The 19,744-nt window shown below is 69.2% G+C and carries 21 protein-coding genes; 11 read left to right on the forward strand and 10 right to left on the reverse strand.

Translation table 11 applies throughout. The features are described 5' to 3' along the window. The first annotated feature begins 5 nt into the window (after positions 1–5). Positions 6–770, forward strand: a complete 765-nt coding sequence (locus tag NL115_RS05485) for a cytidylyltransferase domain-containing protein (protein ID WP_254832193.1) — start codon at positions 6–8, stop codon at positions 768–770. A 91-nt stretch (positions 771–861) separates the two neighbouring features. On the opposite strand, the gene NL115_RS05490 is transcribed toward NL115_RS05485, so the two are convergent. The 7 genes from NL115_RS05490 to NL115_RS05520 all read right to left on the reverse strand — a co-directional run bounded on the left by NL115_RS05490 (position 862) and on the right by NL115_RS05520 (position 5,957). Further along, positions 862–1,125, reverse strand: a complete 264-nt coding sequence (locus NL115_RS05490; protein WP_254832194.1) for a DUF8006 family protein — start codon at positions 1,123–1,125, stop codon at positions 862–864. Positions 1,126–1,215: 90 nt separating this feature from the next. Further along, positions 1,216–1,512 (reverse strand): DUF7996 family protein, encoded by a 297-nt coding sequence (locus NL115_RS05495; RefSeq protein ID WP_254832195.1) that lies wholly within the window; start codon positions 1,510–1,512, stop codon positions 1,216–1,218. Positions 1,513–1,585: 73 nt separating this feature from the next. Beyond that, positions 1,586–1,906, reverse strand: a complete 321-nt coding sequence (locus NL115_RS05500) for a winged helix-turn-helix transcriptional regulator (protein ID WP_254823759.1) — start codon at positions 1,904–1,906, stop codon at positions 1,586–1,588. 239 nt (positions 1,907–2,145) lie between these two features. Next, positions 2,146–2,313 carry a hypothetical protein gene (locus NL115_RS05505; protein WP_254832196.1) on the reverse strand — a complete coding sequence of 56 codons (168 nt, stop codon included), beginning with the start codon at positions 2,311–2,313 and terminating at the stop codon, positions 2,146–2,148. A 64-nt stretch (positions 2,314–2,377) separates the two neighbouring features. Beyond that, on the reverse strand, positions 2,378–4,900 hold the full coding sequence (locus NL115_RS05510; RefSeq protein ID WP_254832197.1) for a heavy metal translocating P-type ATPase: 2,523 nt from the start codon (positions 4,898–4,900) through the stop codon (positions 2,378–2,380). Next, on the reverse strand, positions 4,901–5,698 hold the full coding sequence (locus NL115_RS05515; protein WP_254832198.1) for a sulfite exporter TauE/SafE family protein: 798 nt from the start codon (positions 5,696–5,698) through the stop codon (positions 4,901–4,903). A 64-nt stretch (positions 5,699–5,762) separates the two neighbouring features. Continuing rightward, positions 5,763–5,957 carry a DUF8131 family protein gene (locus tag NL115_RS05520; protein WP_254832199.1) on the reverse strand — a complete coding sequence of 65 codons (195 nt, stop codon included), beginning with the start codon at positions 5,955–5,957 and terminating at the stop codon, positions 5,763–5,765. Positions 5,958–6,064: 107 nt separating this feature from the next. Between NL115_RS05520 and NL115_RS05525 the strand changes: the two genes are divergently transcribed. The 8 genes from NL115_RS05525 (at position 6,065) to NL115_RS05560 (ending at position 13,560) form a co-directional block, all read left to right on the forward strand. Next, positions 6,065–6,883 carry a halocyanin domain-containing protein gene (locus NL115_RS05525; protein WP_254832200.1) on the forward strand — a complete coding sequence of 273 codons (819 nt, stop codon included), beginning with the start codon at positions 6,065–6,067 and terminating at the stop codon, positions 6,881–6,883. 7 nt (positions 6,884–6,890) lie between these two features. After that, the gene (locus tag NL115_RS05530) at positions 6,891–7,463 is read left to right on the forward strand and encodes a cytochrome c oxidase subunit II (protein ID WP_254832201.1); all 573 of its coding nucleotides are present in this window, start codon (positions 6,891–6,893) and stop codon (positions 7,461–7,463) included. Further along, positions 7,463–9,235 (forward strand): b(o/a)3-type cytochrome-c oxidase subunit 1, encoded by a 1,773-nt coding sequence (locus NL115_RS05535; protein WP_254832202.1) that lies wholly within the window; start codon positions 7,463–7,465, stop codon positions 9,233–9,235. The genes NL115_RS05530 and NL115_RS05535 overlap by 1 nt, the downstream gene beginning before the upstream one ends. Positions 9,236–9,346: 111 nt before the next feature. Further along, positions 9,347–9,529: a hypothetical protein gene (locus NL115_RS05540; RefSeq protein ID WP_254832203.1), complete on the forward strand. Its 183-nt coding sequence runs from the start codon at positions 9,347–9,349 to the stop codon at positions 9,527–9,529. Between the two features lie 713 nt (positions 9,530–10,242). Then, entirely contained in the window at positions 10,243–10,941 is a 699-nt protein-coding gene (locus NL115_RS05545; protein ID WP_254832204.1) for a potassium channel family protein, read from the forward strand. A gap of 2 nt (positions 10,942–10,943) precedes the next feature. After that, complete coding sequence (locus tag NL115_RS05550; RefSeq protein WP_254832205.1) at positions 10,944–11,174, forward strand: Lrp/AsnC family transcriptional regulator; 231 nt, start codon at positions 10,944–10,946, stop codon at positions 11,172–11,174. Between the two features lie 82 nt (positions 11,175–11,256). Continuing rightward, positions 11,257–12,630: an aryl-sulfate sulfotransferase gene (locus NL115_RS05555; RefSeq protein ID WP_254832206.1), complete on the forward strand. Its 1,374-nt coding sequence runs from the start codon at positions 11,257–11,259 to the stop codon at positions 12,628–12,630. A 48-nt stretch (positions 12,631–12,678) separates the two neighbouring features. After that, on the forward strand, positions 12,679–13,560 hold the full coding sequence (locus NL115_RS05560) for a DUF4097 family beta strand repeat-containing protein (RefSeq protein WP_254832207.1): 882 nt from the start codon (positions 12,679–12,681) through the stop codon (positions 13,558–13,560). Positions 13,561–13,608: 48 nt separating this feature from the next. Here the strand turns inward: NL115_RS05560 and NL115_RS05565 are convergent, their stop codons facing one another. After that, positions 13,609–14,544, reverse strand: a complete 936-nt coding sequence (locus NL115_RS05565; protein WP_254832208.1) for an acyltransferase — start codon at positions 14,542–14,544, stop codon at positions 13,609–13,611. A gap of 210 nt (positions 14,545–14,754) precedes the next feature. Between NL115_RS05565 and NL115_RS05570 the strand changes: the two genes are divergently transcribed. Both NL115_RS05570 and NL115_RS05575 read left to right on the forward strand, forming a co-directional pair. Further along, positions 14,755–15,819: an aldo/keto reductase gene (locus NL115_RS05570; protein ID WP_254832209.1), complete on the forward strand. Its 1,065-nt coding sequence runs from the start codon at positions 14,755–14,757 to the stop codon at positions 15,817–15,819. Positions 15,820–16,331: 512 nt separating this feature from the next. Beyond that, positions 16,332–17,654 (forward strand): MFS transporter, encoded by a 1,323-nt coding sequence (locus NL115_RS05575; protein ID WP_254832210.1) that lies wholly within the window; start codon positions 16,332–16,334, stop codon positions 17,652–17,654. Positions 17,655–17,702: 48 nt separating this feature from the next. On the opposite strand, the gene mfnA is transcribed toward NL115_RS05575, so the two are convergent. Both mfnA and NL115_RS05585 read right to left on the reverse strand, forming a co-directional pair. Then, positions 17,703–18,788 (reverse strand): tyrosine decarboxylase MfnA, encoded by a 1,086-nt coding sequence (mfnA, locus tag NL115_RS05580; protein ID WP_254823779.1) that lies wholly within the window; start codon positions 18,786–18,788, stop codon positions 17,703–17,705. 146 nt (positions 18,789–18,934) lie between these two features. After that, complete coding sequence (locus tag NL115_RS05585; protein ID WP_254832211.1) at positions 18,935–19,738, reverse strand: DUF7537 family lipoprotein; 804 nt, start codon at positions 19,736–19,738, stop codon at positions 18,935–18,937. Positions 19,739–19,744: the final 6 nt, after the last annotated feature.

Consider the following 19,744-nt stretch of genomic DNA (forward strand, 5'->3'; position numbering starts at 1 on the left):
CGATCATGAGCGAACGCGTCGTCGCCGTCGTGCAGGCCCGGATGGGGTCGACCCGACTGCCGGGGAAGGTGCTGCTCCCGCTCGCGGGCGAGCACGTCCTGACCCACGACGTACGGCGGCTGCAGGCGACGGAGACGGTCGAGACGGTGGTCGTCGCGACCTCCACTGCGGGCCGGGACGACATCGTCGCGCGCTACGCCGAGCGCGCAGGGGCGGCGGTCCACCGCGGCCCCGAGGACGACGTGCTCGGGCGGCTGCACGCTGCCGCCCGCGAGGCCGACGCCGACGTGGTGGTCCGGGCGACGGGCGACGACCCCCTCGTGGCGCCGTCCGTCGTCGACGCCTGTGTCGAACGGGTCCACGCGGGCGCCGACTACGCCGCCAACACCATCGACCGGACGTTCCCGCAGGGACTGGTGGTGGAGGCGTTCTCGATGGACTCGTTCGACCGTGTCGAGGCGGCTTCCGACGACCCCCACCAGCGCGAGCACGTCACACAGTACTACCTGGAACACCCCGGCCGGTTCGACCGCGAGAACGTCGCGTGGGAGGAGGTGTACGACCGGCCGCTTCCCTGTGACCGCCGCGACGTGCGACTGGCGCTGGACGAGCCGGACGACTACGAACTCCTGCGCGGGGTCTACGAGGGCGTCGAGCCGGACGAGCGCGGCATCCTCCCGGTCCGGGACGCCATCGAGTACGCGCTCGCCGAGGGGCTCACGGAGTGGAACAGCCACGTGGGACAGACGAAGGTGCAGGGCGACGAGTAGCCACGAGGGCGCAAGCGTCCGGGAGAGTTACCCAGTTATCGAGAGAGCTGTCGAAAAAAGGCGCGATTTCGCACCGAAAAGAACCGATATATTACTGCCGGCCAGTGATGACGAGGAACGGACCGACGAAGATGAGTGCGATGCCGAGGAACTGGAAGTGAACCGGTTGCATCGACGGGGTCGGGGTCAGCAGGAACAGCACCCCGAAAACGACCGTGTTGAGGCCGATTATCTTCCGGGACTTGAGCGGGAGTGCCCCGAGCGTGGTGAGGATGAAGAGCGCGAGGATGGCCTGCCCCACGTTGTACTGGAGCAGGAAACTGTCGACGAGCTGCAACGGTGCGACAGGGAACATTCTTGCTCCGAAGTCACGACGACGCGCACATAACAATTCCGTTCGTCGCCGGCGGAGGCCCCCTGCGGGGGTTCTCCGCAGGACCGCGGCTCAGTACGGGTCCGACCGGTCGCCGTCGTCGGTGTGTGGGTTCTCCTCGGTGTCGGCCTCGTGGCCGACGCCCGTGTCGCCCACGAGGTCGAGGTGCTGGCCCCAGACCACCCAGACGACGATGATGGTCCCGGCGTAGCCGCTGGCCCACACGAACGTGGCGAGGTTCGGGTAGCCGGCCTGTGTCAGCGCGAAGTCCGCCAGCCCGGAGACGGCGACCCCGACCGCGAGGACGGCCAGGAGCCGGGCCCACCCGGGAAGGTCGATATCGTAGTCGGCACCCGACGGAAGGGGCATGGCACCGACTAGGGGATGGAGTCGCCTGAACCTGACGGTCGACGGATGGGGAACGCAGGAAACAGTGGACCGCTCAGGCCTCGTGTTCGGCGGTCGCCTCGACCTCGTCGGCCTCGCTGGCGAGCGCACGGACGCGGTCGGCCAGCTCGTCCAGCCCGGCGTTGATCTCGGCGACGCGCCCCTCGATATCGTCGGCGGGGACGGCACCCTGCTGTGTCGGATCGATGAGCCCGTCGTTCTCCAGCATCCGCAGCGAGTAGCGAACCTTGTGTTCCGGGATACCGGTCTCCTTGGAGATGCGCACGATGCCGATAGGATGATGGTCGATGACGGCCTGCAGAATCTGCAGGTCGCGAGCCTCCTTCGAGACCTGGTCCGTGAGTCGCTCGATCATTACCCCTTGCTAGTGGCTCCCGGAGCAAAAGGGTACCGATTGGAAACCATCTCTAGCCATCTCGTACCATCCGAGGACATCTATTGGAACGAGGCGCGACTGCCGGCGGAGCGCCGGGACGAGGCGGGAGCTACCACTGCCGAGTGGTGAGAGGACACTAAACGTTCCGGCAGCCTGCCGGTCGCCCCGTGGGAGCAGTCACGAACGGGCCGGCCCGGTCAGGATGGTCTCGGAACGATTCAGAACGCGCCGAGGAAGTGGAGTAGGTCGACGAGGACGACCCCGAGGATGGCGAGCAGGATGAGGAGCATCATCACCTTCACGCCGAACGGGAGTCCGTCGTCGTCCTCGGTGGAGTCACCCATAGGTTGCTCGTCGGTGCCCTCCGTGGTGTCGGTTGCGGTCATCATCGGAGAGGAGGTCATCTCCAGGCATCAACGCCCGCTCCGCTCCCAGATTCTGGGAACGGATTCAGTCGCCACCCGCCGGCGTTCGCGTAGGGGTCGACGGTTCCTCGGAGTCCGGGTCGCTGACGTGGTCGCCACCGTGCCGGCCCGCCTCGCCGCTCTCCCCGTCGCCGAGAACCGACCGCGTCGAGTTGACCACCACGAGGAGGCTGCTGGTCGCCATCGCGACGGCCGCCAGCAGCGGCGACAGCAGCCCCAGCGCTGCCGCCGGCACCGCGACGGCGTTGTAGCACAGTGCCCAGCCCAGGTTCTCGCGGACCCGGCGCCGGGTCCCCGCCGTCAGGTCGAACACCGTCGCCACCCGGTCGAGGCCGCCATCCGTGACGACGGCGTCGGCGGCGTCGGCCGCGAGCGCCGTCCCGGAGCGGAGCGCGACCCCGAGGTCCGCCGCCGCCAGTGCGGGCGCGTCGTTGCTCCCGTCGCCAACCATCACGACCGTCCCCTCCCCCCGGAGGCGCTCGACCGTCTCGGCCTTCCCCTCCGGCGGGACGCCCGCGAACACCTCGTCGACGGCCGGGTGCGAGGCGAACGGCTCGGCGGCAGCGCGGTCGTCGCCCGTGAGAACGACGAGCCGCCGGCCGTCACCGAGGGTCGCGACCGCCTCCCGCCATCCGTCGCGCGGGCGCTCCGCGGCGACGAGTGCCCCCCGGACCGCGCCGTCCCAGCCGACGTACGCCGGGATACCGCGCTCGTCGCCCGACGCGTAGCACTCCCGACAGTCCTCGGGTATCGCCCACTGGCCGTCGAGGCCGTCGAACAGGCCGGCATCGCCGACGTAGACCCGCTCGCCCTCGACGACCGCGCTGACGCCGTGGCCGGGGTGCGTGCGGAAGTCGCTGGCTTCGTGGGGTGCGTCGGCCGCCTCGACCACGGCGCCCGCGATGGGGTGGTCGGCCCGCGTCTCGACCGCGGCCGCCCGCGCCAGCGCCTCGCGGTCGCCGGCGTGGTCGACCAGCGAGGGGTCGGCCTCGGTGAGCGTCCCCGTCTTGTCCAGCACCACGGTGTCGGCGGCGACGGCCGTCTCGAACACGGACGGGTCCGTCACCACGACGCCGCGTTCGAGCGCGTCCCGGACGCCGGCCGCGACGGCGAGCGGGGTCGCCAGCCCCATCGCACACGGGCAGGAGACGACCAGCACGGCCAGGCCCGTCAGCAGCGCCCCCGTCGGCGTGCCGCCAGTCAGGAGCGTCGCGGCGAACGCCAGCACCGCCACCACGACGACCAGCGGGACGAACACGGCCGCCACTCTGTCGGCGACTCGCTGGGCGCCCGGCGTGGCGGCCTGCACGTCCCAGAGGTGGTGGGCCAGGCGGTCGACCGTGCTGGTCCCGTCGCTCTCGACGCGCAGGGTGCCGTCCGTGACGAGCGCGCCGCCCAGCACCTCGGCACCCGGTTCGACCCGACGGGGCGCCGCCTCGCCGGTCACGAGCGACTCGTCCACGCCCGCACGACCGCGCACGACCGTCCCGTCCGTCGGCAGGCGCTCGCCCGGCTCCACGACGAGGCGGTCACCCGCCGACACCTCGTCGACCGGAACCGTCTCGGTTGCTGCGTCAGAGCCAGCCGCCCCGTCACCCACCACCCGCCGCGCGGTCTCGACGCGCTCGGTCGTCAGGTCGGTGAGGCGGTCGGCTGCGCGCCGGCGGATGCGCCGCTCGTAGTAGCCGCCGATGGTCACCGCGACCAGCACGACCACGCTCACGTCGAAGTAGACGTCGACGCCGCCGGTCAGGAGGACGGCTGTACTGTACAGATAGGCGGTGACGGCCGCCGTCGCGACGAGCAGGTCCATGTTCGGCCGGGCCGCACGCAGACTCACGAGCGCACCGCGGAGAATCGGCGCGCCGGTGTACCCCAGCACGATGGTCGCGAACGCCCAGACGTTCCACAGCAGGTACCCGCCCGCCCCACCGTTGACGTCCAGCAGCAGCGATTCGGAGGGGAGCCCCAGATAGGTCGGGTAGAGGAACAGGACGTACCAGGCCATCACCATCATGCCGAGGAAGCCACCGACGAGGAGTCGCCCCAGCGACTCGTGGTCATCGGCCGGGCCCTGGTCGGCGGGCCGGGCCCGGTAGCCCGGCGCGTCGAGCAGCGCAGCCGCCCGTTCGTCGGCACCGGTTCCGGCGCCATCACCCTCCCCGCCGAGTTCGTCGGGGGCGTACGCGACCCGGACGAGTTCCGAGGCGTAGCTGGCCTCGGCACGGTGGACGCCGGGCGTGGACTCGGCGCGTGACTCGAGGAACGCCTCGCAACTGGTGCAGTGCATCCCGTCCACCCGGACGAACGCCGTCTCGGCGTCGTCCGGGACGGGGCGGTCATCGGAGCCCCGGACGGCCTCGCGAGCAGCGTCCGCGTCCGTCGCGACCGGGTCGTCGAGCGTCCGCGCGACGGCGAGACACCCCTGACAGCAGTACGCTCCGGGAACGTCGTCGTCCGTCACGGACGGGTCCGGTGTCGGCAGGTCACAGAGGTCACAGCCATCGGTGCCATCGACATCGCCCGGCGGGGTCGGCGGGTCGCTCATCTACGCGACCCCCAGCAGCGCGAGCGGTCGGACACCGAGACTCCGCAGCCCCATCCGGAGTGGGAGGACCGCGAGCAGGACGAACGCCGCGCCGAGGACGCGGTGGAGCCGCCGCTTCGTCTCCGGCCCGAGCGACCCGACCGCGAGTCCCGTCGCGAACAGCGTCGGGACGGTGCCGGCCCCGAGCGCCGCGAGCGCGACGCCGCCGCGGACGGGCGAGGCCGTCGCCAGCGCGTAGAGGAACGCCGGGTAGAGCAGCGGACACGGCAGCAGGCCGTGCGCGGCACCGAGACCGACGATGCGGGGGCCGCGGGTCCACCGCTCCGCGCGGGCCTGGAGCCACGTCACAACGCCAGAGAGAGCCGCTCCGCCGACACGGAACGGTCGGCCGAGCGCACCCACGAGGCGGCCACCGCCGCTGTCGGCGGCGAGGTAGCCGACCCCGAGCGCGAGGACGAGCAGCCCGACGGCGATGCCGACGACGCCACGGACGAGCCGCGCGGCCGAGAGCAGGCCGCCCGCGTCGACGAGGACGGAACCGAGGGCACCGAACAGGACGCCGAGGGCGGCGTACGAGACGGTCCGGCCGGCGTTGAACAGCAGGTGCTGGCGGATGGCGGGCCACTCGGTGGCGTCGTGCCCGCGCGACTGGATGCCCTCGGCGTACGTCGAGACGAGCGGTCCACACATCCCCAGGCAGTGGACGCTGCCGAGCGCGCCGAGCAGCAAGAAGGCGGCGACCTCGAGACCACCGGCTCCGGCGTCCGGGACGAATCCGGCGAAAGGACTGGCTGTCATGGGTGTTGGACCGCAGTCGGTGCTCGGTCGTCAGGTCCGTTCCGAGTGGGCGCTGGCGCCACCGTCAGGCGTGGTGGGCACCGTGCCCGCCACTGCCCTCGCGGGTGACGACGTACAGCAGACTCCCGGCGATGAGCAGGGTGTTCACCGCAGCAACCGCGATGAACGGCTCGCCGCGGCTCAGGAAGAACACCGCGACCGACGGGAGTGCGAGCAGCCCTACCAGCGGGGCAAGCGAGTCGGGAAGGGAGTCCAGCATTGCTACACGTGCGTTCGGTCGCCAGCACATAAACGGCGGGGACGGTTCCCGGGCGTCCGGAAGGTAGTATACCTTTTTGTTCAGGGCGGTCCCAGCGCACACCCGAAATGTCGAACGGAACCTCCGGACGGCGGAGCATCAGTCGGCGGGCGGTTCTTCGGGGCGCTGTCGGCGCTACAGCCACGGCCACGGGCGCGTCGGCGCTCGCGGGCCCGGCCGCGGCCCAGTCCCAGCCCTCGTTCGGTGGCTGGCTCTCCGACGTCCAGAACTACAACGGCGTCATCGACCGGACCGGCCGCGACGAGGTGACCGTCCGGGTCGGTGTCGACAACGGCGGGCAGCCGTACGGGTTCGGGCCCGCGGCGATCCAGATAGACCCCGGGACGACCGTCGTCTGGGAGTGGACCGGGCGTGGGAACCAGCACAACGTCGTCGACCTCGACGGTGCGTTCGAGTCCGAACTCGCGGCCGAGGCGGGGTTCACCTTCGAGCAGACGTTCGAGGACGAAGGGGTGACGAAGTACTACTGCCAGCCCCACCGTGCGCTCGGGATGAAGGGCGTCGTCGTGACCGGCGATGTCGAGCTGGGCGGGGGCGGCCAGCCGTTCGAGCCCCCGGGCGGCGCCTTCGGCCTGACCTTCATGGGCGTCCTCCTCGGCCTGAGCGGCCTCGCCGGGGCGGCCATCCTCGGCGCCGACGGCTACCGCTCGTACGGCGCCTGGAAGGAGAAGGTGACCGACGTCGAGGGGCCGGCCGTGGAGTCCGCACCCGCGGAGGACAGCGCCGAGCGGACCATCGGCCACGACGCGTTCGACCCGACCGGGACCGCGGCCCTGCTCATCGGGTACTTCATCATCCTGGTCGTGCTGTGGATACTGATGTACTTCGTCGAGTTCCTCGGCGGCGGACCGACCATTATCGGGTGATTCAGCTATGGAGATACACAGATACGAGAAGGCGTGGTTCGTGGCGGGGATGGTGCTCATCGTTGGATTCATCGCCACCATCGCGTACGGGGCGGTCGGCCCGGGTATCGCGATGGTGGACGACTCGGGTGGCACCGTCGGTGCCGACCCCATCGCGAACGGGAACTGGAACTCGACTGACGCGTTCCGCGAACCCGGCGTCTACCGGACCGGCGAGAACAGCTTCGACGTCTACATCGTCGCCCAGCGGTTCGCGTTCAACCCGGGGACGGGTGAACCGGTTCGACTACCGACGGGGAGCGAGGTGACGTTCTACGTCGCCTCCGCCGACGTCATGCACGGGTTCAACATCGCCGGGACGAACGTGAACGTCATGGTCGCCCCCGGACAGGTTTCGGAGATGACCGCCCGGTTCGACGAGGCCGGGACCTACGGCATCGTCTGTCACGAGTACTGCGGCGCCGGCCACCACGACATGGCCGGCACGCTCGAGGTCGTCCCGCAGTCGGAGTACGATTACGAGGCGGCCAACAGCGAGCAGCGCGAGCAACTGCGGACCCTGCAGGGAGGTGACCGATAATGGCGACCATCACTCCCGACGAGACCGACACCGCGGCCGAGACGGACGAACAGGTCCTCGACGAGGAGCGTGACGCATTCGTCGACAAGTTCCCCACCGAGGCCCGTCTGACCCGCTGGACGTTCCTCGTGGCGTTCGTCGCGCTCGGCATCGGAGGCCTGTTCGGCCTCATCCAGGCGCTCCACCGGACCGGCGCCTTCCGCGGGTTCGTCTCCTCGGCCGACTACTACACCATCCTCACCGGCCACGGTGTCCTGCTGGTGCTGGTGTTCACGACGTTCTTCATCAGCGGCTTCTTCAACTGGGCCATCACCCGCTCGCTCGACCGGGGAAGCGTCGACCCGCGCGTCGAGTACGGCGGCTTCGCCATGCTCCTCGTCGGGACAGTCCTGGCGGCGGTGGCCATCCTCGGCGGCCTGTTCGACAGCGTGCCGCTGTCGGCGGACGTGCTGTTCACGTTCTACCCGCCGCTGCAGGCCCACCCCGCCTTCTACATCGGCGCGGCGCTCATCGTCGTCGGCTCCTGGGTCGTCGGCCTGGGCTGGTTCCGCCGGTTCTGGGCGTGGCGCAAGAACAACGCCGACGAGCGCATCCCGCTCCAGGCGTTCATGGTCCTGACGACGATGGTGATGTGGTACGTCGCCACCATCGGCGTCGCCATCGAGGTGGTCGTCTTCCTCATCCCGTGGTCGCTGGGGCTCATCCAGACGGTCGACCCCATCCTGGCCCGGACGCTGTTCTGGTTCTTCGGCCACCCGGTCGTCTACTTCTGGCTCCTCCCGGCCTACCTGGCGTGGTACACCATCATGCCGAAACTCGCGGGCGGGCGGCTGTTCAGCGACCCGCTCGCGCGCATCGTCTTCGTGCTGTTCGTCCTGCTGTCGACGCCGGTCGGCTTCCACCACCAGTACGTCGACCCCGGCATCCCCGAGGGCTTCAAGTTCGTCGCCATGACGAACACGATGTTCCTCCTGTTGCCGTCGCTGCTGACGGCGTTCACCGTCGTCGCCAGCCTCGAACACGCCGGCCGCCAGCAGGGTGGTTCGGGACGGCTGGGCTGGCTGAAGACGCTTCCCTGGGGCAAGCCCGCGTTCTCCGGGATGGCGCTGGCGGGCCTGATGTTCGCCGCCGGCGGCTTCTCGGGCATGATCAACGCCGGGATGAACATCAACTACCTCGTCCACAACACGCTCTGGGTGCCCGGCCACTTCCACCTCACCGTCGGCACCGCGTTCGCGCTGACGGCGATGGCTGCGAGCTACTGGCTCGTCCCGCAGATAACCGGCAAGCGGCTCCAGCTCCGTGGCGTCGCGGCCATCCAGCCGTACATGTGGTTCCTCGGCATGACGCTGATGTCGAACGCGATGCACCGCGCGGGGCTCATCGGCGTCCCGCGACGCACCGCCGAACCCCAGTACGAGGCGTTCAACTACGCCCAGACGGTCGGCGGATACGGCGAGATGCGCATCCAGATCGCGCTCGGCGGCACCCTGCTGTTCGTCGCCCTGGTGATGTTCCTCGCCGTGATGTTCGCGACCATCCTCGCGGGGAAGGGCGGCAACCTCCGGGTCAACAGCGAGTTCCCCGAACCGCTCTCGGGCGCCGACGATGCCCCGAAGGTGCTCGACAACCTGCGCCTGTGGGCCGTCTTCGCGCTGCTGCTGGTCGCGCTGGCCTACGGCTTCCCGATCTACTCGATGATACAGAGCGGGGCGCTCGACCCGAGCATCCCCGCCGTGCCGGTGTCGCTCGCTGGGTGGTTGCCGATATGACGTAAGTCGATATCCGACCGAGCCTCATCTGAATCCAGTATTTATACGCCTGGTGGAGCATCCGCGCCGATACACGAGTAGAGTGAAGCCGGATTCGGCCGAGTATTCTCCATGGACCTCCGGCGCAATCTCTACGTGGCCGCGTTTATCGGGGCGTCACTGTCGTACATTTTCAACGTCCTCGCCTTCACGGGTACGTTCGACGTATTTCGGTGGTCCGTGTTCGCCGTCATCTTCCTCGGATTCACATACGGCTTCGAGAAGTTCATCAGTTGGCAAACCGACTCGGATTGATGCCCGCTGCTGACTGCGCCCGCCGGATTCAGCACGGCCGGAGCTGCGACCACGTTCCAGTTACCGGGATAGATACATTTTATATGAACAATTCGAGATGTCGTGTTATGGGAGTTCATAACGAACGTGTTGGTGACGAGGGGCCTGCCACGCTTCCAGATGTGGTGCCATTCGGTCTGTCCCATCGAACCCGACAGAGCTGGGAATTAGGCAAACTCGCCGTTCAGGATGAGCAAGCGGCGATTCTCAGCGAATGGACACATCAGGATGGACAGTGGCGGCTGTCGATGTTCGAGGTTACGAGTGAAACCGCCATCATCTGTCTCCGGACTCCTGTCGGCCGAGAACGGTTTTATGGGGCGATCCAATCGGAGCTCCGAACCGCTATTCGAGAACTCGAAGCGAATCCGTCCTGGCAGCGTGTTACGTGAACACACCTGTACCAACTCCGGATTCCTGTCGTTGTGAGGTTCACAGGCCGACCCCACGGAAAGTCCCCGCCGGCTGGAACGAAACGGAATCGTCGAGGGACGTCCGGAGGGCCCCGGTGACGCTCTCGGTCCGGTTCCGGTGCGCCAACTTCGCTGCGATATCGGCCGCCTCGACCATCCCACCGGCTCCGGGAGTAGCGCCCCTGCCGTGACCCACTCACCCCTGGACGCGACTCCCCGCCCGGAGAAAGCTACTTGCCGGCGGCCGGTGAACGGGTCCGTATGCGATTCGTTATCGTCGGTGCTGGGCGCGTCGGGATGCGGACGGCGCGCGTGCTCCGCGAGGAGGGCCACGATGTGGTCATCGTCGAGCCGGACCGGACGAAGGTCGAGCGCCTCCGCGAGGAGGGGTTCGCCGTCGTCGAGGGGGACGGCTCACAGGAGGAACTGCTGCTCGATCTCGATCTCGAGGAGATCGACGGGCTCGCGGCACTGACGCCGGACCTCGTCGTCAACTTCACCGCCTGCATGATCGCGAAGGACCACGGCTGCCGGACGGTTCTGCGGGCCGACGACGACTACCGCGAGTACGTCATCCGGAAGTACGCTAGCGACGTGGACGAGGTCGTCTATCCGGAGCGGCTGGGCGCCGTGCTGGCGAAGAACGCGCTGCTCGGCGGGAACATCCACGCCATCGCGGACATCGCCCAGGAGGTCCAGCTCGTGGAGCTGACGGTGACCGAGGAGTCGCCGATGCGGGGCTACACGCTCTCGGAGCTGGAGATGCCCGCCAACTCCCGGCTGCTCGCGTTCGGCAAGGCCGGCAGCCCGGTCGAGATCCCCGAGCCCGACCAGTCCCTGGAGGAGGGCGACCGGCTCGTCGTCATCGCCGGGTTCGACGTGCTGGGTGACGTCCGGCACCTCATCGTCGGGGGGAGCGACGCACAGCAGGTGGCCGCCGCGGCCGCCGGAGGTGAGTGAGGATGGTGCGCGCCTACGTGATGGTGAAGGCCCACACCGGGGAGGCCGACCGACTGCTCCGGGAGGTCGAGTCCATCGAGGGGGTCGTCGACGCGGCCGTCGTCGCGGGCGATGTCGACCTCATCGCGACACTGGATGTCCCCTCGCCGGCGGAGGTCAAGACCGTCGCCGCCGACTCCATCCAGAACATCGACGGCGTCGAGGACACACAGACCTACGTCGCGATGGAGTAGCTGCGGGCCGGTCCCGACCGGGCGGGACCGTGTCCTACCCGTGACCGTCACGCCTATGCGCGGTGACGCGTAGTCGGCGTGTATGAACCGCCGCCTGTTGGTCCCCGCGGTCGTTCTCCTCCTCTCGGTGGTCCTGCTCGTCGGGCAGGCCGCCACAGCCCCCGCGCCCGGCGCACAGCCAGCAACGCCCGACACCCCCGAGGGCGGCGAGGGCGCCTACCCCGGCAAGACGCTCATCTCGGTGCAGGTGTACGGCTGGTTCACCGAGGACAACGGACAGGCGATAATCGTCGACCGGAACGGCACGCGAACCTGGACCTACGACCCGCCCCACGCCTACGTGTTCGACGCCGAGGCGCTCGACAACGGGAACGTACAGGTCGCGTTCGGGCAGAACCCGCTCGCCGAGAACGTCCGCTGCCCGGACGAGTACTACAACGGCGAGCGCCCGGCCGGCAAGAACGGCTGCATCTACAACCGTGTCGTCGAGGTGAACCCCGAGACGAACGAGGTCGTCTGGGAGCACTCCTGGTACGACGCCTTCCCGACCCACCACGAGGTTCACGACGCCGACCGGCTCCCGAGCGGGGAGACCGTCATCATCGACATGGGCAACGACCGGACGTTCACCGTCGACCAGTCCGGCAAGATAACGTGGGAGTGGTACGCCGAGAACCACCTCACCGAGGGCACCGAGTTCTGGAACGAGTACGTCGCCCCGCTGCCCGAGGAGGAACAGGAGGAGTTCCGGCGGAAGGGCCCCGAGAGCGACTGGACCCACATGAACGACGTGGACCTGCTGGAGAACGGCAACTTCCAGATGTCCATCCGGAACTTCGACACCACCATCGAGGTCGAGCGTCCCTCCGGAGACATCGTCGGCGTCGTGGGGGCGCCCACGCGCCACGAGGTGATGAACGAGCAGCACAACCCCAACCGGCTGGAGCGCCACGATACCCTGCTCGTCGCGGATTCGGAGAACGACCGCATCGTCGAGGTCCACGCCTCGAACGGCTCCGTCGTCTGGGAGTACGACGGGACGGGGTCGGGTGAGAAGCTGGCCTGGCCGCGGGACGCCGACCGCCTCCCCAACGGGAACACCCTCGTCACCGACTCACGGAACTTCCGGGTGCTGGAGGTCGGTCCCAACGGGAGCGTCGTCTGGTCGCACTCGCTGGCCGACCGCAAGGGCATCGTCTACGAGGCCGACCGCCTCGGGACCGGCGACGAGCCGCTGGCCGAGGAGCCCGACGACGTACCGGCGGGCGGCAAGCTGCAGAGCCGCTCCACGGGTGGCGTCGGGGACACCATCGCCACCGTCGAGTCCTGGCTGGGCTTCGTCTTCCCGCCCTGGGTCGGCATCATGGAGGTCCTGACGGGGCTCGTCGGCCTCGTCGCCGGTGTGGCGCTCGTCTGGGAGGGGTACCGCGACGGCTGGTTCGCGGACATCGCCTGAGAGCCACCGAAAACCGTTTTCCGCCGGGGCGTGCCGGGGTACTCGAAGATGCCCTCCGACGACCGCAGCCACGACACCGGTCACAGCCACGACACCGCCACGACCCACTCGCCGACCCGTCGAGCGTTCCTCGCCACCGGGGCAGTCGCCACGACGGCGGCACTCGCTGGCTGTGCCTTCGGCACCGGGGTGCTGGAGATCGAGCGCTCGACGAACGTCTACAGCATCCCGGCCGACACCGCCATCGACGTCTCGAACGCGAACGGTGACATCGTCGTCGAGCAGATGCCGGAGGGCGACGACGTGGAGGTCGCCATCGTGAAGCGCACCCGGGGGAACCGCGACCGTTTCGACCGCGTCTCGGTCGTCTCGGGGGTCGAGGACGGCACGCTCGAACTCGAGACGGACTACGAGGATGCCCTGGCCCCAGGGCGCGTCTCGGTGGACCTGACCGTCCGGGTGCCCGACGGGTACCCGCTCGTCGCGGCCAGTACCGGCAACGGCGACGTGACCGTCTCGGGCGTGGCGGGCGACGCGACGCTCCGGTCGGCCAACGGTGATGTCACCGCCGATGACATCGACGGCGCCCCGGAACTGGAGACGGCTAACGGCGATGTCGAGGCGACCGGGACGACCGGCCTGGCGGGCGCGCGGAGCGCCAACGGTGACGTGGCGGTCGAGCTGTTCACCCTCTTCGAGGCGCTGACCTGTTCCTCGGGCAACGGCGACGTCGATATCGGCGTCCCGGGCTACCTCCCGGCCGATGTGGAGCTCTCGGTCGGGAACGGCGACATCATCGTCGAGGGGGTCGACCTGCAGAACCGCTCGGGGAGCGGGAACCGCGTCACTGGCCAACTCGCCGGGGGCGGGCACGAACTGACCTGCGAGTCGGGCAACGGCGACGTACGGCTGTACGACCTCTTCGAGTGACGGACGGCCGATAGACGATGGACGGCCGACAGGTCGCAGTGGCGGGCGTCAGTCGTCGTCCGCGTCGGCGGTCGCGTCGGGGCGGTCCGGCGGCTGCAGGTCCCGCTGGAACTCGTCGAACTGCTCCAGGTCGTCGGGCAGGTCGTAGTCGATGCAGCGGCCCTCCTTCCCGCGCTCGTGGTCCGCATCGACCGGTTCGGCGACGGACTCCCAGCCGGGTTTCACCTTCACGCTCTTGGCGGGCGTCCCGACGGCGATGTGGTGGGCCGGGATATCGTCCTGCACGACCGCGCGCGAGCCGACGACGGCGTTCTCGCCGACCCTGCAGCCGGCCTGGACGACGGCGTCGTAGGTGAGGCGGACGTCGTCCTCGACGATGGTGTGGTAGTTGTCCACGTGGGTCTGGTCGACGATGTCGTGGTCGTGGCTGTAGACGTGGACGCCGTCGCTGATGGAGACGCGGTCGCCGATGGTGAGCTGCCCGCGGTCGTCGAGGTGGACGTCGTCGTGGATGACGACGTTGTCGCCGACCTCGATGTTGTGGCCGTAGGTCATCGAGATGCCCTTGAAGAAGCGGCAGTTCTCCCCGCAGTCCTCGAAGAGGTGATTCGCGAGCATCCGACGGAAGCGGAGCGCGAACTCCACGTTGTCGGCCATCGGCGTGGCGTCGAACTGTCTCCAGAGCCACTGCAGGTACTTCGACGCCTGGAACCGGTCCTCGTCCTTCTCGGCGTAGTACTCCGACTCGAGCGTGGCGTTACAGGGGTCGTAGCCCTGCAACCGGACGCGTTCGGCGGGCGAGACCTCCTCGCCGGCCTGCCAGCGGTCGTAGGCGTCGCGGTCGCCGAACAGGTCGACGAGCGTCTCCGTGACGACCGCGCAGGTGTCCTCCTCGGGGTCGCCGAGCCGCCGGTCCACGTCCTCCAGGAACGCCTGAAGGCCCTCCTCGGCCTCGACCGGCAGGCGGACGTGACGTTTGGTCATACCCGCCCGGTAGTCGGTCCGGCGGCATAGGGGTTGCCGTTACGTCGGTGTAACCGGCGCCGTGGCGCGGTTTCCGCACGACCGCGCTCGCGGCGGGAGGCCGTCCCGCCGTCAAGCCGGTGCTACTCCACCCCACGGTGCCACCCCACCGTCCCCACGAGCCGGGAACTGACCGCATCCGCTAAGTGCGACCGCGCCCGAACGGGGCGTATGAACCATCGAGAACTCGGCGGCTCCGGCGTCGAGGTCAGCGAGGTCAGCTTCGGCGCGTGGGTCGTCGGTACGGACTGGTGGGGCGACCGCACCGAGGAGCAGGCCGTCGAGATGGTCCAGCACGCGCTGGACCGGGGTATCACCTACTTCGACACGAGCGACGTGTACGGTCACGGCGACTCCGAGCGGCTGCTGGGGCGCGCGCTCGCCGAGCACCGCGACGAGGTCGTCCTCGGCACGAAGGTCGGCTACGACTTCTACAACAACCCGCAGGCCGGCCACGGCGAACTGCCGAAGGAGCTGGACGTGGAGTACCTCGACGAGGCGTTCGAGAAGAGCCTCGACCGGCTCGGCACGGACCACGTCGAACTGCTCCAGCTCCACAACGCCAACGCCGACGAGGTCGACGAGGAGGTGCTGGAGTGGCTCGACCAGCAGCGCGAGCAGGGCCGCGTCGACGCGATTGGGTGGGCGCTCGGCCCCTCCATCGGCTGGCTCGCCGAGGGGGACGCCGCCGTCGCCCACGAGTTCGACGTCGTCCAGACCGTCTTCAACATGTTCGAGCAGACGCCCGGCCGGCACTTCATCGAGACCATCCGCGCCGAGAACGCCGACACGAGCGTGATGGCCCGGGTGCCGCACTCCTCCGGGCTCCTGAACGAGCAGGTGACACCCGAGACGGAACTCGACGAGGGAGACCACCGCGGCCACCGCCCGACCGCGTGGTACGAGGCCGGCTGGGAGAAGGTCGAGAACGTCCGCTTCCTCGAGCGCGATGGGGCACGGACGCTCGGGCAGGCTGCCATCCAGTGGCTCCTCTCGTTCGACGAGATGGCCACCGTCACGCCGACGTTCCGCACGAGCGACGACATCGACGAGTGGGCCGCCGCACCCGACACGCCCGCACTCGACGACGAGGAGCTCCAGCGCGTCGAGGAACTCTACGCCGAGAACTTCGGCGCCACGCAGGACGACGGCATGGACGCCTCCGACCTGCGGACCTCCGTCGGCGGCGAGGACCTCCGCGACGCGGGTGTGCTGTCGAGCGCGGCCGGGGACTGAACAGCACACCGCAGATATCTGAATTTTCGAACCGTTTCTATACATCAGCTATCCGCCAGCATAAACCAATAATTTCGCAATTGTTTCGAATATCGGCAACAATATATAGAATAATTCGCCCGGTGGCGTGCCACGAACGGTCGCCCGTCGACAGCCACGGCGTGGTGTGGAGTCTCGTAACGGGGCACCCCTAGACCTATACCGGTCGTGCGATACGAACCCGACGAAGCGTCCCATGACCCACCGGCCCGCGTGTCGTCCGGTGTTCGACCCCCTCTCGCCTCCTGCCGCGCGGCGGGCCCGATAGCTGCAGCACCCGGGTTCGCGCCGCTCCGCTACGTCCTGTAGCCGCAGTTCATCCACCGAACACACGCGCACATGCCACTCTCCGACGAGTCGCTGGCACACCGCCAGGGCTCACGCGACCACGTATCGCCGTTCGCACGGACACATCGCTCGCAGTCGCCCCAGCCATCCGGCCGAGGAGTCGCCACCACCGGTGGTGGTCGGCGATGACCACCACCGACACAGCCGACGCCAGCGACACCACCCACGCCGACGGGGAGGTGTCGTCCCTGTGGCGGAACCGCGACTTCCGGCGGTTCTTCGCGGGGCAGTTCGTGACCAACGCCGGGGACAGTCTCTACACCGTCGCCGTCCTGTGGCTGGTCTTCGAGCTCAGCGGCTCGACGGTCCTGACGGGGGTCACGAACGCGCTGCTGTTGCTGCCGTGGCTCCTGCAAATCCTCGCGGGGCCGCTCGTGGACCGACTCCCGCTGCGACCCGTGCTGGTCGGGTCGCAGGTCCTGCAGGGGGTCGTCGTCCTCCTGATACCGCTCGCGGCGGTGACGGGGCATTTGAGCGTCGGCGTCATCCTCGCGGTGGTGCCGCTGCTGACGCTGGCGACGCTGCTGATGGCGCCGATGCAGGCGACGCTCGTCCCCCGCATCGTCGACGACGGCCGGCTGTCGCAGGCCAACTCCGCGCTCGCGACCGTGACGCTCGGACTGGACATGGTGTTCGACGCGCTCGGCGGCGCCTTCATCGCCGTCTTCGGCGCGACGACGCTGTTCCTGTTCGACTCGGCGACGTTCGCCGTCGCGAGCCTGCTGTTCGCCGGTATCGCCGTCACCGCGACCGGCGAGCCGGACCCCGGGACCGAGCAGCCGCGCGACTCCGTGCTCGGGTCGTACGTGGCCGACCTGCGAGACGGCATCGAGGTGCTCCGGGGGACCGTCTTCGTCGAGCTGGTCCTGATGACCGCGGTCGCCAACCTGGCGACCGGCGTGACGCTGGCCATCCTGCCGGCGTTCGGCGACGCGCTCGGCGGCCCCGCCGCCTACGGCCTCATGCTCGGCGCGCTCGGCATCGGTCGGCTCGTCGGCTCCCTCATCGCGCCGTCCCTGGAGGGTGTCCCGTACGGCTGGCTGCTGCTGGTCGGCCACTCGCTGGCCGCCGGCTGCTGGCTCGCTGCCGTGTACGCACCGTCGGCCGCGCTCACCGTCACCCTGTTCGGGCTCGCGTGGGTGCCCGCCGGCGCCAGCGGCGTGCTCACGGCGACGCTGAACCAGACCGTCTTCCCGACCGACCTGCTCGGCCGCGTCTCGTCCATCAAGGGCACCGCGTCGGGCGCCACACTCCCGCTCGGCTCGCTGGTCGGCGGCCTCGTCGCCGCGGTGCTGGGAACGACCACGACGATGGGGCTGGCCGCCTTCGGCTTCGGGTTCACCGGGCTCTACGTCCTGTTGCGGCCACGGGTCCGGCACCTCCCCGCGGTCGCGGACGCCGACCCGGACGCGTTCGACGTGGTGCCGCCATCAGGCGACGAGGGGTAGCGCGGCTCACGACGCTCGGGTGGTCGATGGAGCCGTCGCGAGAACCGCTCACCGCCCGATATCGAACTCGGCGAAGATGTCGTCGATGTCGGAGACGAACTCCCGGAGCATCGAGCGGTCGACGTGGGGCATCATCACGACGCGGGCCTCGTCGGTTCCCGTGCGCGAGAGCCGCCAGCCGCGGTCGCGCAGGGTGTCGATGAGGCGGTCGGGCATGTCCGCCGCGACGATGGGGAGGACGGGCGGCACCACCTCGCAGCCCCGGGTGCGGAGTTTCTTGGCGAGCCACTCGGCGTTGGCCTGGGACTCGTAGTACTGCTCGCGGTAGCCGTCGGGCCACAGTGTCTCCATCGCCGCCACTGCAGAGGCGACGCCCGCACCGGAGCGGGTTCCGGTGAGCGTCACCTGCGAGGTCGATTCGAGGTAGGGCGTATCGATGGCGAGTTCGTCGAGGAACTCGGGACCGCGCGCGAGCAGGCCGCCCGCGGGGACGGCCGCCTGCCCCATCTTGTGCGGGTCGATGGTCATCGTGTCGACGTCGGCGGAGGCGAAGTTCCAGTCGTGGCTGGTGAACGGCAGGACGAACCCACCCCACGCGGCGTCGACGTGACAGAGTGCGCCGACGTCGGCCGCGATGTCGGCCAGCGCCGGGATGTCGTCGACGCGACCGTACTCGGTGGAGCCGGCGACGCCGACGACGGCGATGGTGTCCTCGTCGACCTGTTGCTTGATGGCCTCGAGGTTGGCCGTGTAGTTCGACAGCGGCGCCGTCCGCAACTCGACGCCGAGTACGTCGGCGGCCTTCCAGAAGGAGAAGTGTGCGTGCTGGGGCGCGACGACGTTCGGGTTCCGGGTGTCGGTCTCGAAGCGGTTGCGCGCGATGCGGACCGCCTGGATGTTAGCCTCGGTGCCGCCCGAGGCGACGTAGCCCGCGACGTCCGGCAGGCCGACGATCTCCCCGAGCAGGTCCACCGCACGGCGTTCCAGCTTGGCGACGGTCTCGTACGTCCCCGGGTCTCCCGGGTTGGTCGCGAGGAACCGCTCGGCCGCGTCCCGCGCAGCCGGGTGCGGCTCCGTGCACATCGACGAGAGAACTTGCCCGAAGTCCTGTGGATCCTGTTCGACCCGCTGCATCTAGACACGTACCAGTGGAGGCGTTCTCTTAGGTATTGCGCCACGGACTGGCGGGGGGTATACAACCCCGCTGGCGTGGTTCACTCGCGCTCTCCGGATGGGGCCGTCGCTACCGAGGGGCGGACCTCGATTGACCGGTCGGAGCCTCAGCCACTCCCGTTCTGCAGGGCCTGACTTGCCCAGTCGGGCTGGGACACGGACCGGTCACCGAGCCCGACGGTCCGGTAGCCGACGGAGAACGTGCTGGATTCACCCTGGATATCGTACGTCCCCCGGGCGACCAGTGCGTGAATCCGGCCCTGCGAGTCGGCCACGAACCGGAGCCGGTAGTCGCGGACGTTCGTCGCGTTGTCTGGGAGGGCGTCGGGGTCCGTCGGCGGTGTGGTCGTCTCGAAGGTGGCCAGCGTCAGCCCGTCGCGCTCGCTGACGTTCGTGACGGTCGCCGCCGAACCGTTGATGTAGTTCGTCATGATGCCGCTGATGGTGAGCCCGCCCGTCCCGGCCGACCGGTCACGAACCTGGTAGGTCGTCCGGTCCCCGAGCGTCCCCCGGGAGACCCAGATGGACTCGTTGCCCCAGTGGTCGAACCGGACACCGCTACCACCTTGCTGATTGACCACCCGGAAGCGGTACGCGCTCGCCCCGGGTTCGGTGATGACCCGTTTCTCCCGGACCGATTTCACCGGTTCCCCTCGGTACGAGATGGTCGCGTTCAGCTGGAGCCGGTTCTCGAAGCCCGCAGCCACCAGGCCCCGCTCGTGAGCCGCCAGCAACGCCGTCGCGTTCGTCACCTGGCCGTTCTCGACGCCGGGCACCGTGTTCGCCGTGTCGCCGTCGGCCGGCGTCGGCTCGGCGGGAGAGGTCGCGCCGTCACCGCCGAACACGCCGCTACAGCCGGCCGTCACCAGCAGGACGGCGAGCGCCACTGTCGCGAGCGGGGACCGTTGCATGGCTCC

The sequence above is a fragment of the Haloglomus salinum genome (genome assembly GCF_024298825.1).
GTDB lineage: Archaea > Halobacteriota > Halobacteria > Halobacteriales > Haloarculaceae > Haloglomus > Haloglomus salinum.

Coding starts and splice junctions, on each gene's coding strand:
- NL115_RS05530 (WP_254832201.1), top strand. CDS start 6,891: ATGGAGATACACAGATACGAGAAGGCGTGGTTCGTGGCGGGGATGGTG.
- NL115_RS05565 (WP_254832208.1), bottom strand. CDS start 14,544: ATGACCAAACGTCACGTCCGCCTGCCGGTCGAGGCCGAGGAGGGCCTT.
- NL115_RS05555 (WP_254832206.1), top strand. CDS start 11,257: ATGAACCGCCGCCTGTTGGTCCCCGCGGTCGTTCTCCTCCTCTCGGTG.
- NL115_RS05550 (WP_254832205.1), top strand. CDS start 10,944: ATGGTGCGCGCCTACGTGATGGTGAAGGCCCACACCGGGGAGGCCGAC.
- NL115_RS05535 (WP_254832202.1), top strand. CDS start 7,463: ATGGCGACCATCACTCCCGACGAGACCGACACCGCGGCCGAGACGGAC.
- NL115_RS05585 (WP_254832211.1), bottom strand. CDS start 19,738: ATGCAACGGTCCCCGCTCGCGACAGTGGCGCTCGCCGTCCTGCTGGTG.
- NL115_RS05515 (WP_254832198.1), bottom strand. CDS start 5,698: ATGACAGCCAGTCCTTTCGCCGGATTCGTCCCGGACGCCGGAGCCGGT.
- mfnA (WP_254823779.1), bottom strand. CDS start 18,788: ATGCAGCGGGTCGAACAGGATCCACAGGACTTCGGGCAAGTTCTCTCG.
- NL115_RS05525 (WP_254832200.1), top strand. CDS start 6,065: ATGTCGAACGGAACCTCCGGACGGCGGAGCATCAGTCGGCGGGCGGTT.
- NL115_RS05575 (WP_254832210.1), top strand. CDS start 16,332: ATGACCACCACCGACACAGCCGACGCCAGCGACACCACCCACGCCGAC.
- NL115_RS05490 (WP_254832194.1), bottom strand. CDS start 1,125: ATGTTCCCTGTCGCACCGTTGCAGCTCGTCGACAGTTTCCTGCTCCAG.
- NL115_RS05520 (WP_254832199.1), bottom strand. CDS start 5,957: ATGCTGGACTCCCTTCCCGACTCGCTTGCCCCGCTGGTAGGGCTGCTC.
- NL115_RS05540 (WP_254832203.1), top strand. CDS start 9,347: ATGGACCTCCGGCGCAATCTCTACGTGGCCGCGTTTATCGGGGCGTCA.
- NL115_RS05500 (WP_254823759.1), bottom strand. CDS start 1,906: ATGATCGAGCGACTCACGGACCAGGTCTCGAAGGAGGCTCGCGACCTG.
- NL115_RS05485 (WP_254832193.1), top strand. CDS start 6: ATGAGCGAACGCGTCGTCGCCGTCGTGCAGGCCCGGATGGGGTCGACC.
- NL115_RS05495 (WP_254832195.1), bottom strand. CDS start 1,512: ATGCCCCTTCCGTCGGGTGCCGACTACGATATCGACCTTCCCGGGTGG.
- NL115_RS05560 (WP_254832207.1), top strand. CDS start 12,679: ATGCCCTCCGACGACCGCAGCCACGACACCGGTCACAGCCACGACACC.
- NL115_RS05510 (WP_254832197.1), bottom strand. CDS start 4,900: ATGAGCGACCCGCCGACCCCGCCGGGCGATGTCGATGGCACCGATGGC.
- NL115_RS05545 (WP_254832204.1), top strand. CDS start 10,243: ATGCGATTCGTTATCGTCGGTGCTGGGCGCGTCGGGATGCGGACGGCG.
- NL115_RS05505 (WP_254832196.1), bottom strand. CDS start 2,313: ATGACCGCAACCGACACCACGGAGGGCACCGACGAGCAACCTATGGGT.
- NL115_RS05570 (WP_254832209.1), top strand. CDS start 14,755: ATGAACCATCGAGAACTCGGCGGCTCCGGCGTCGAGGTCAGCGAGGTC.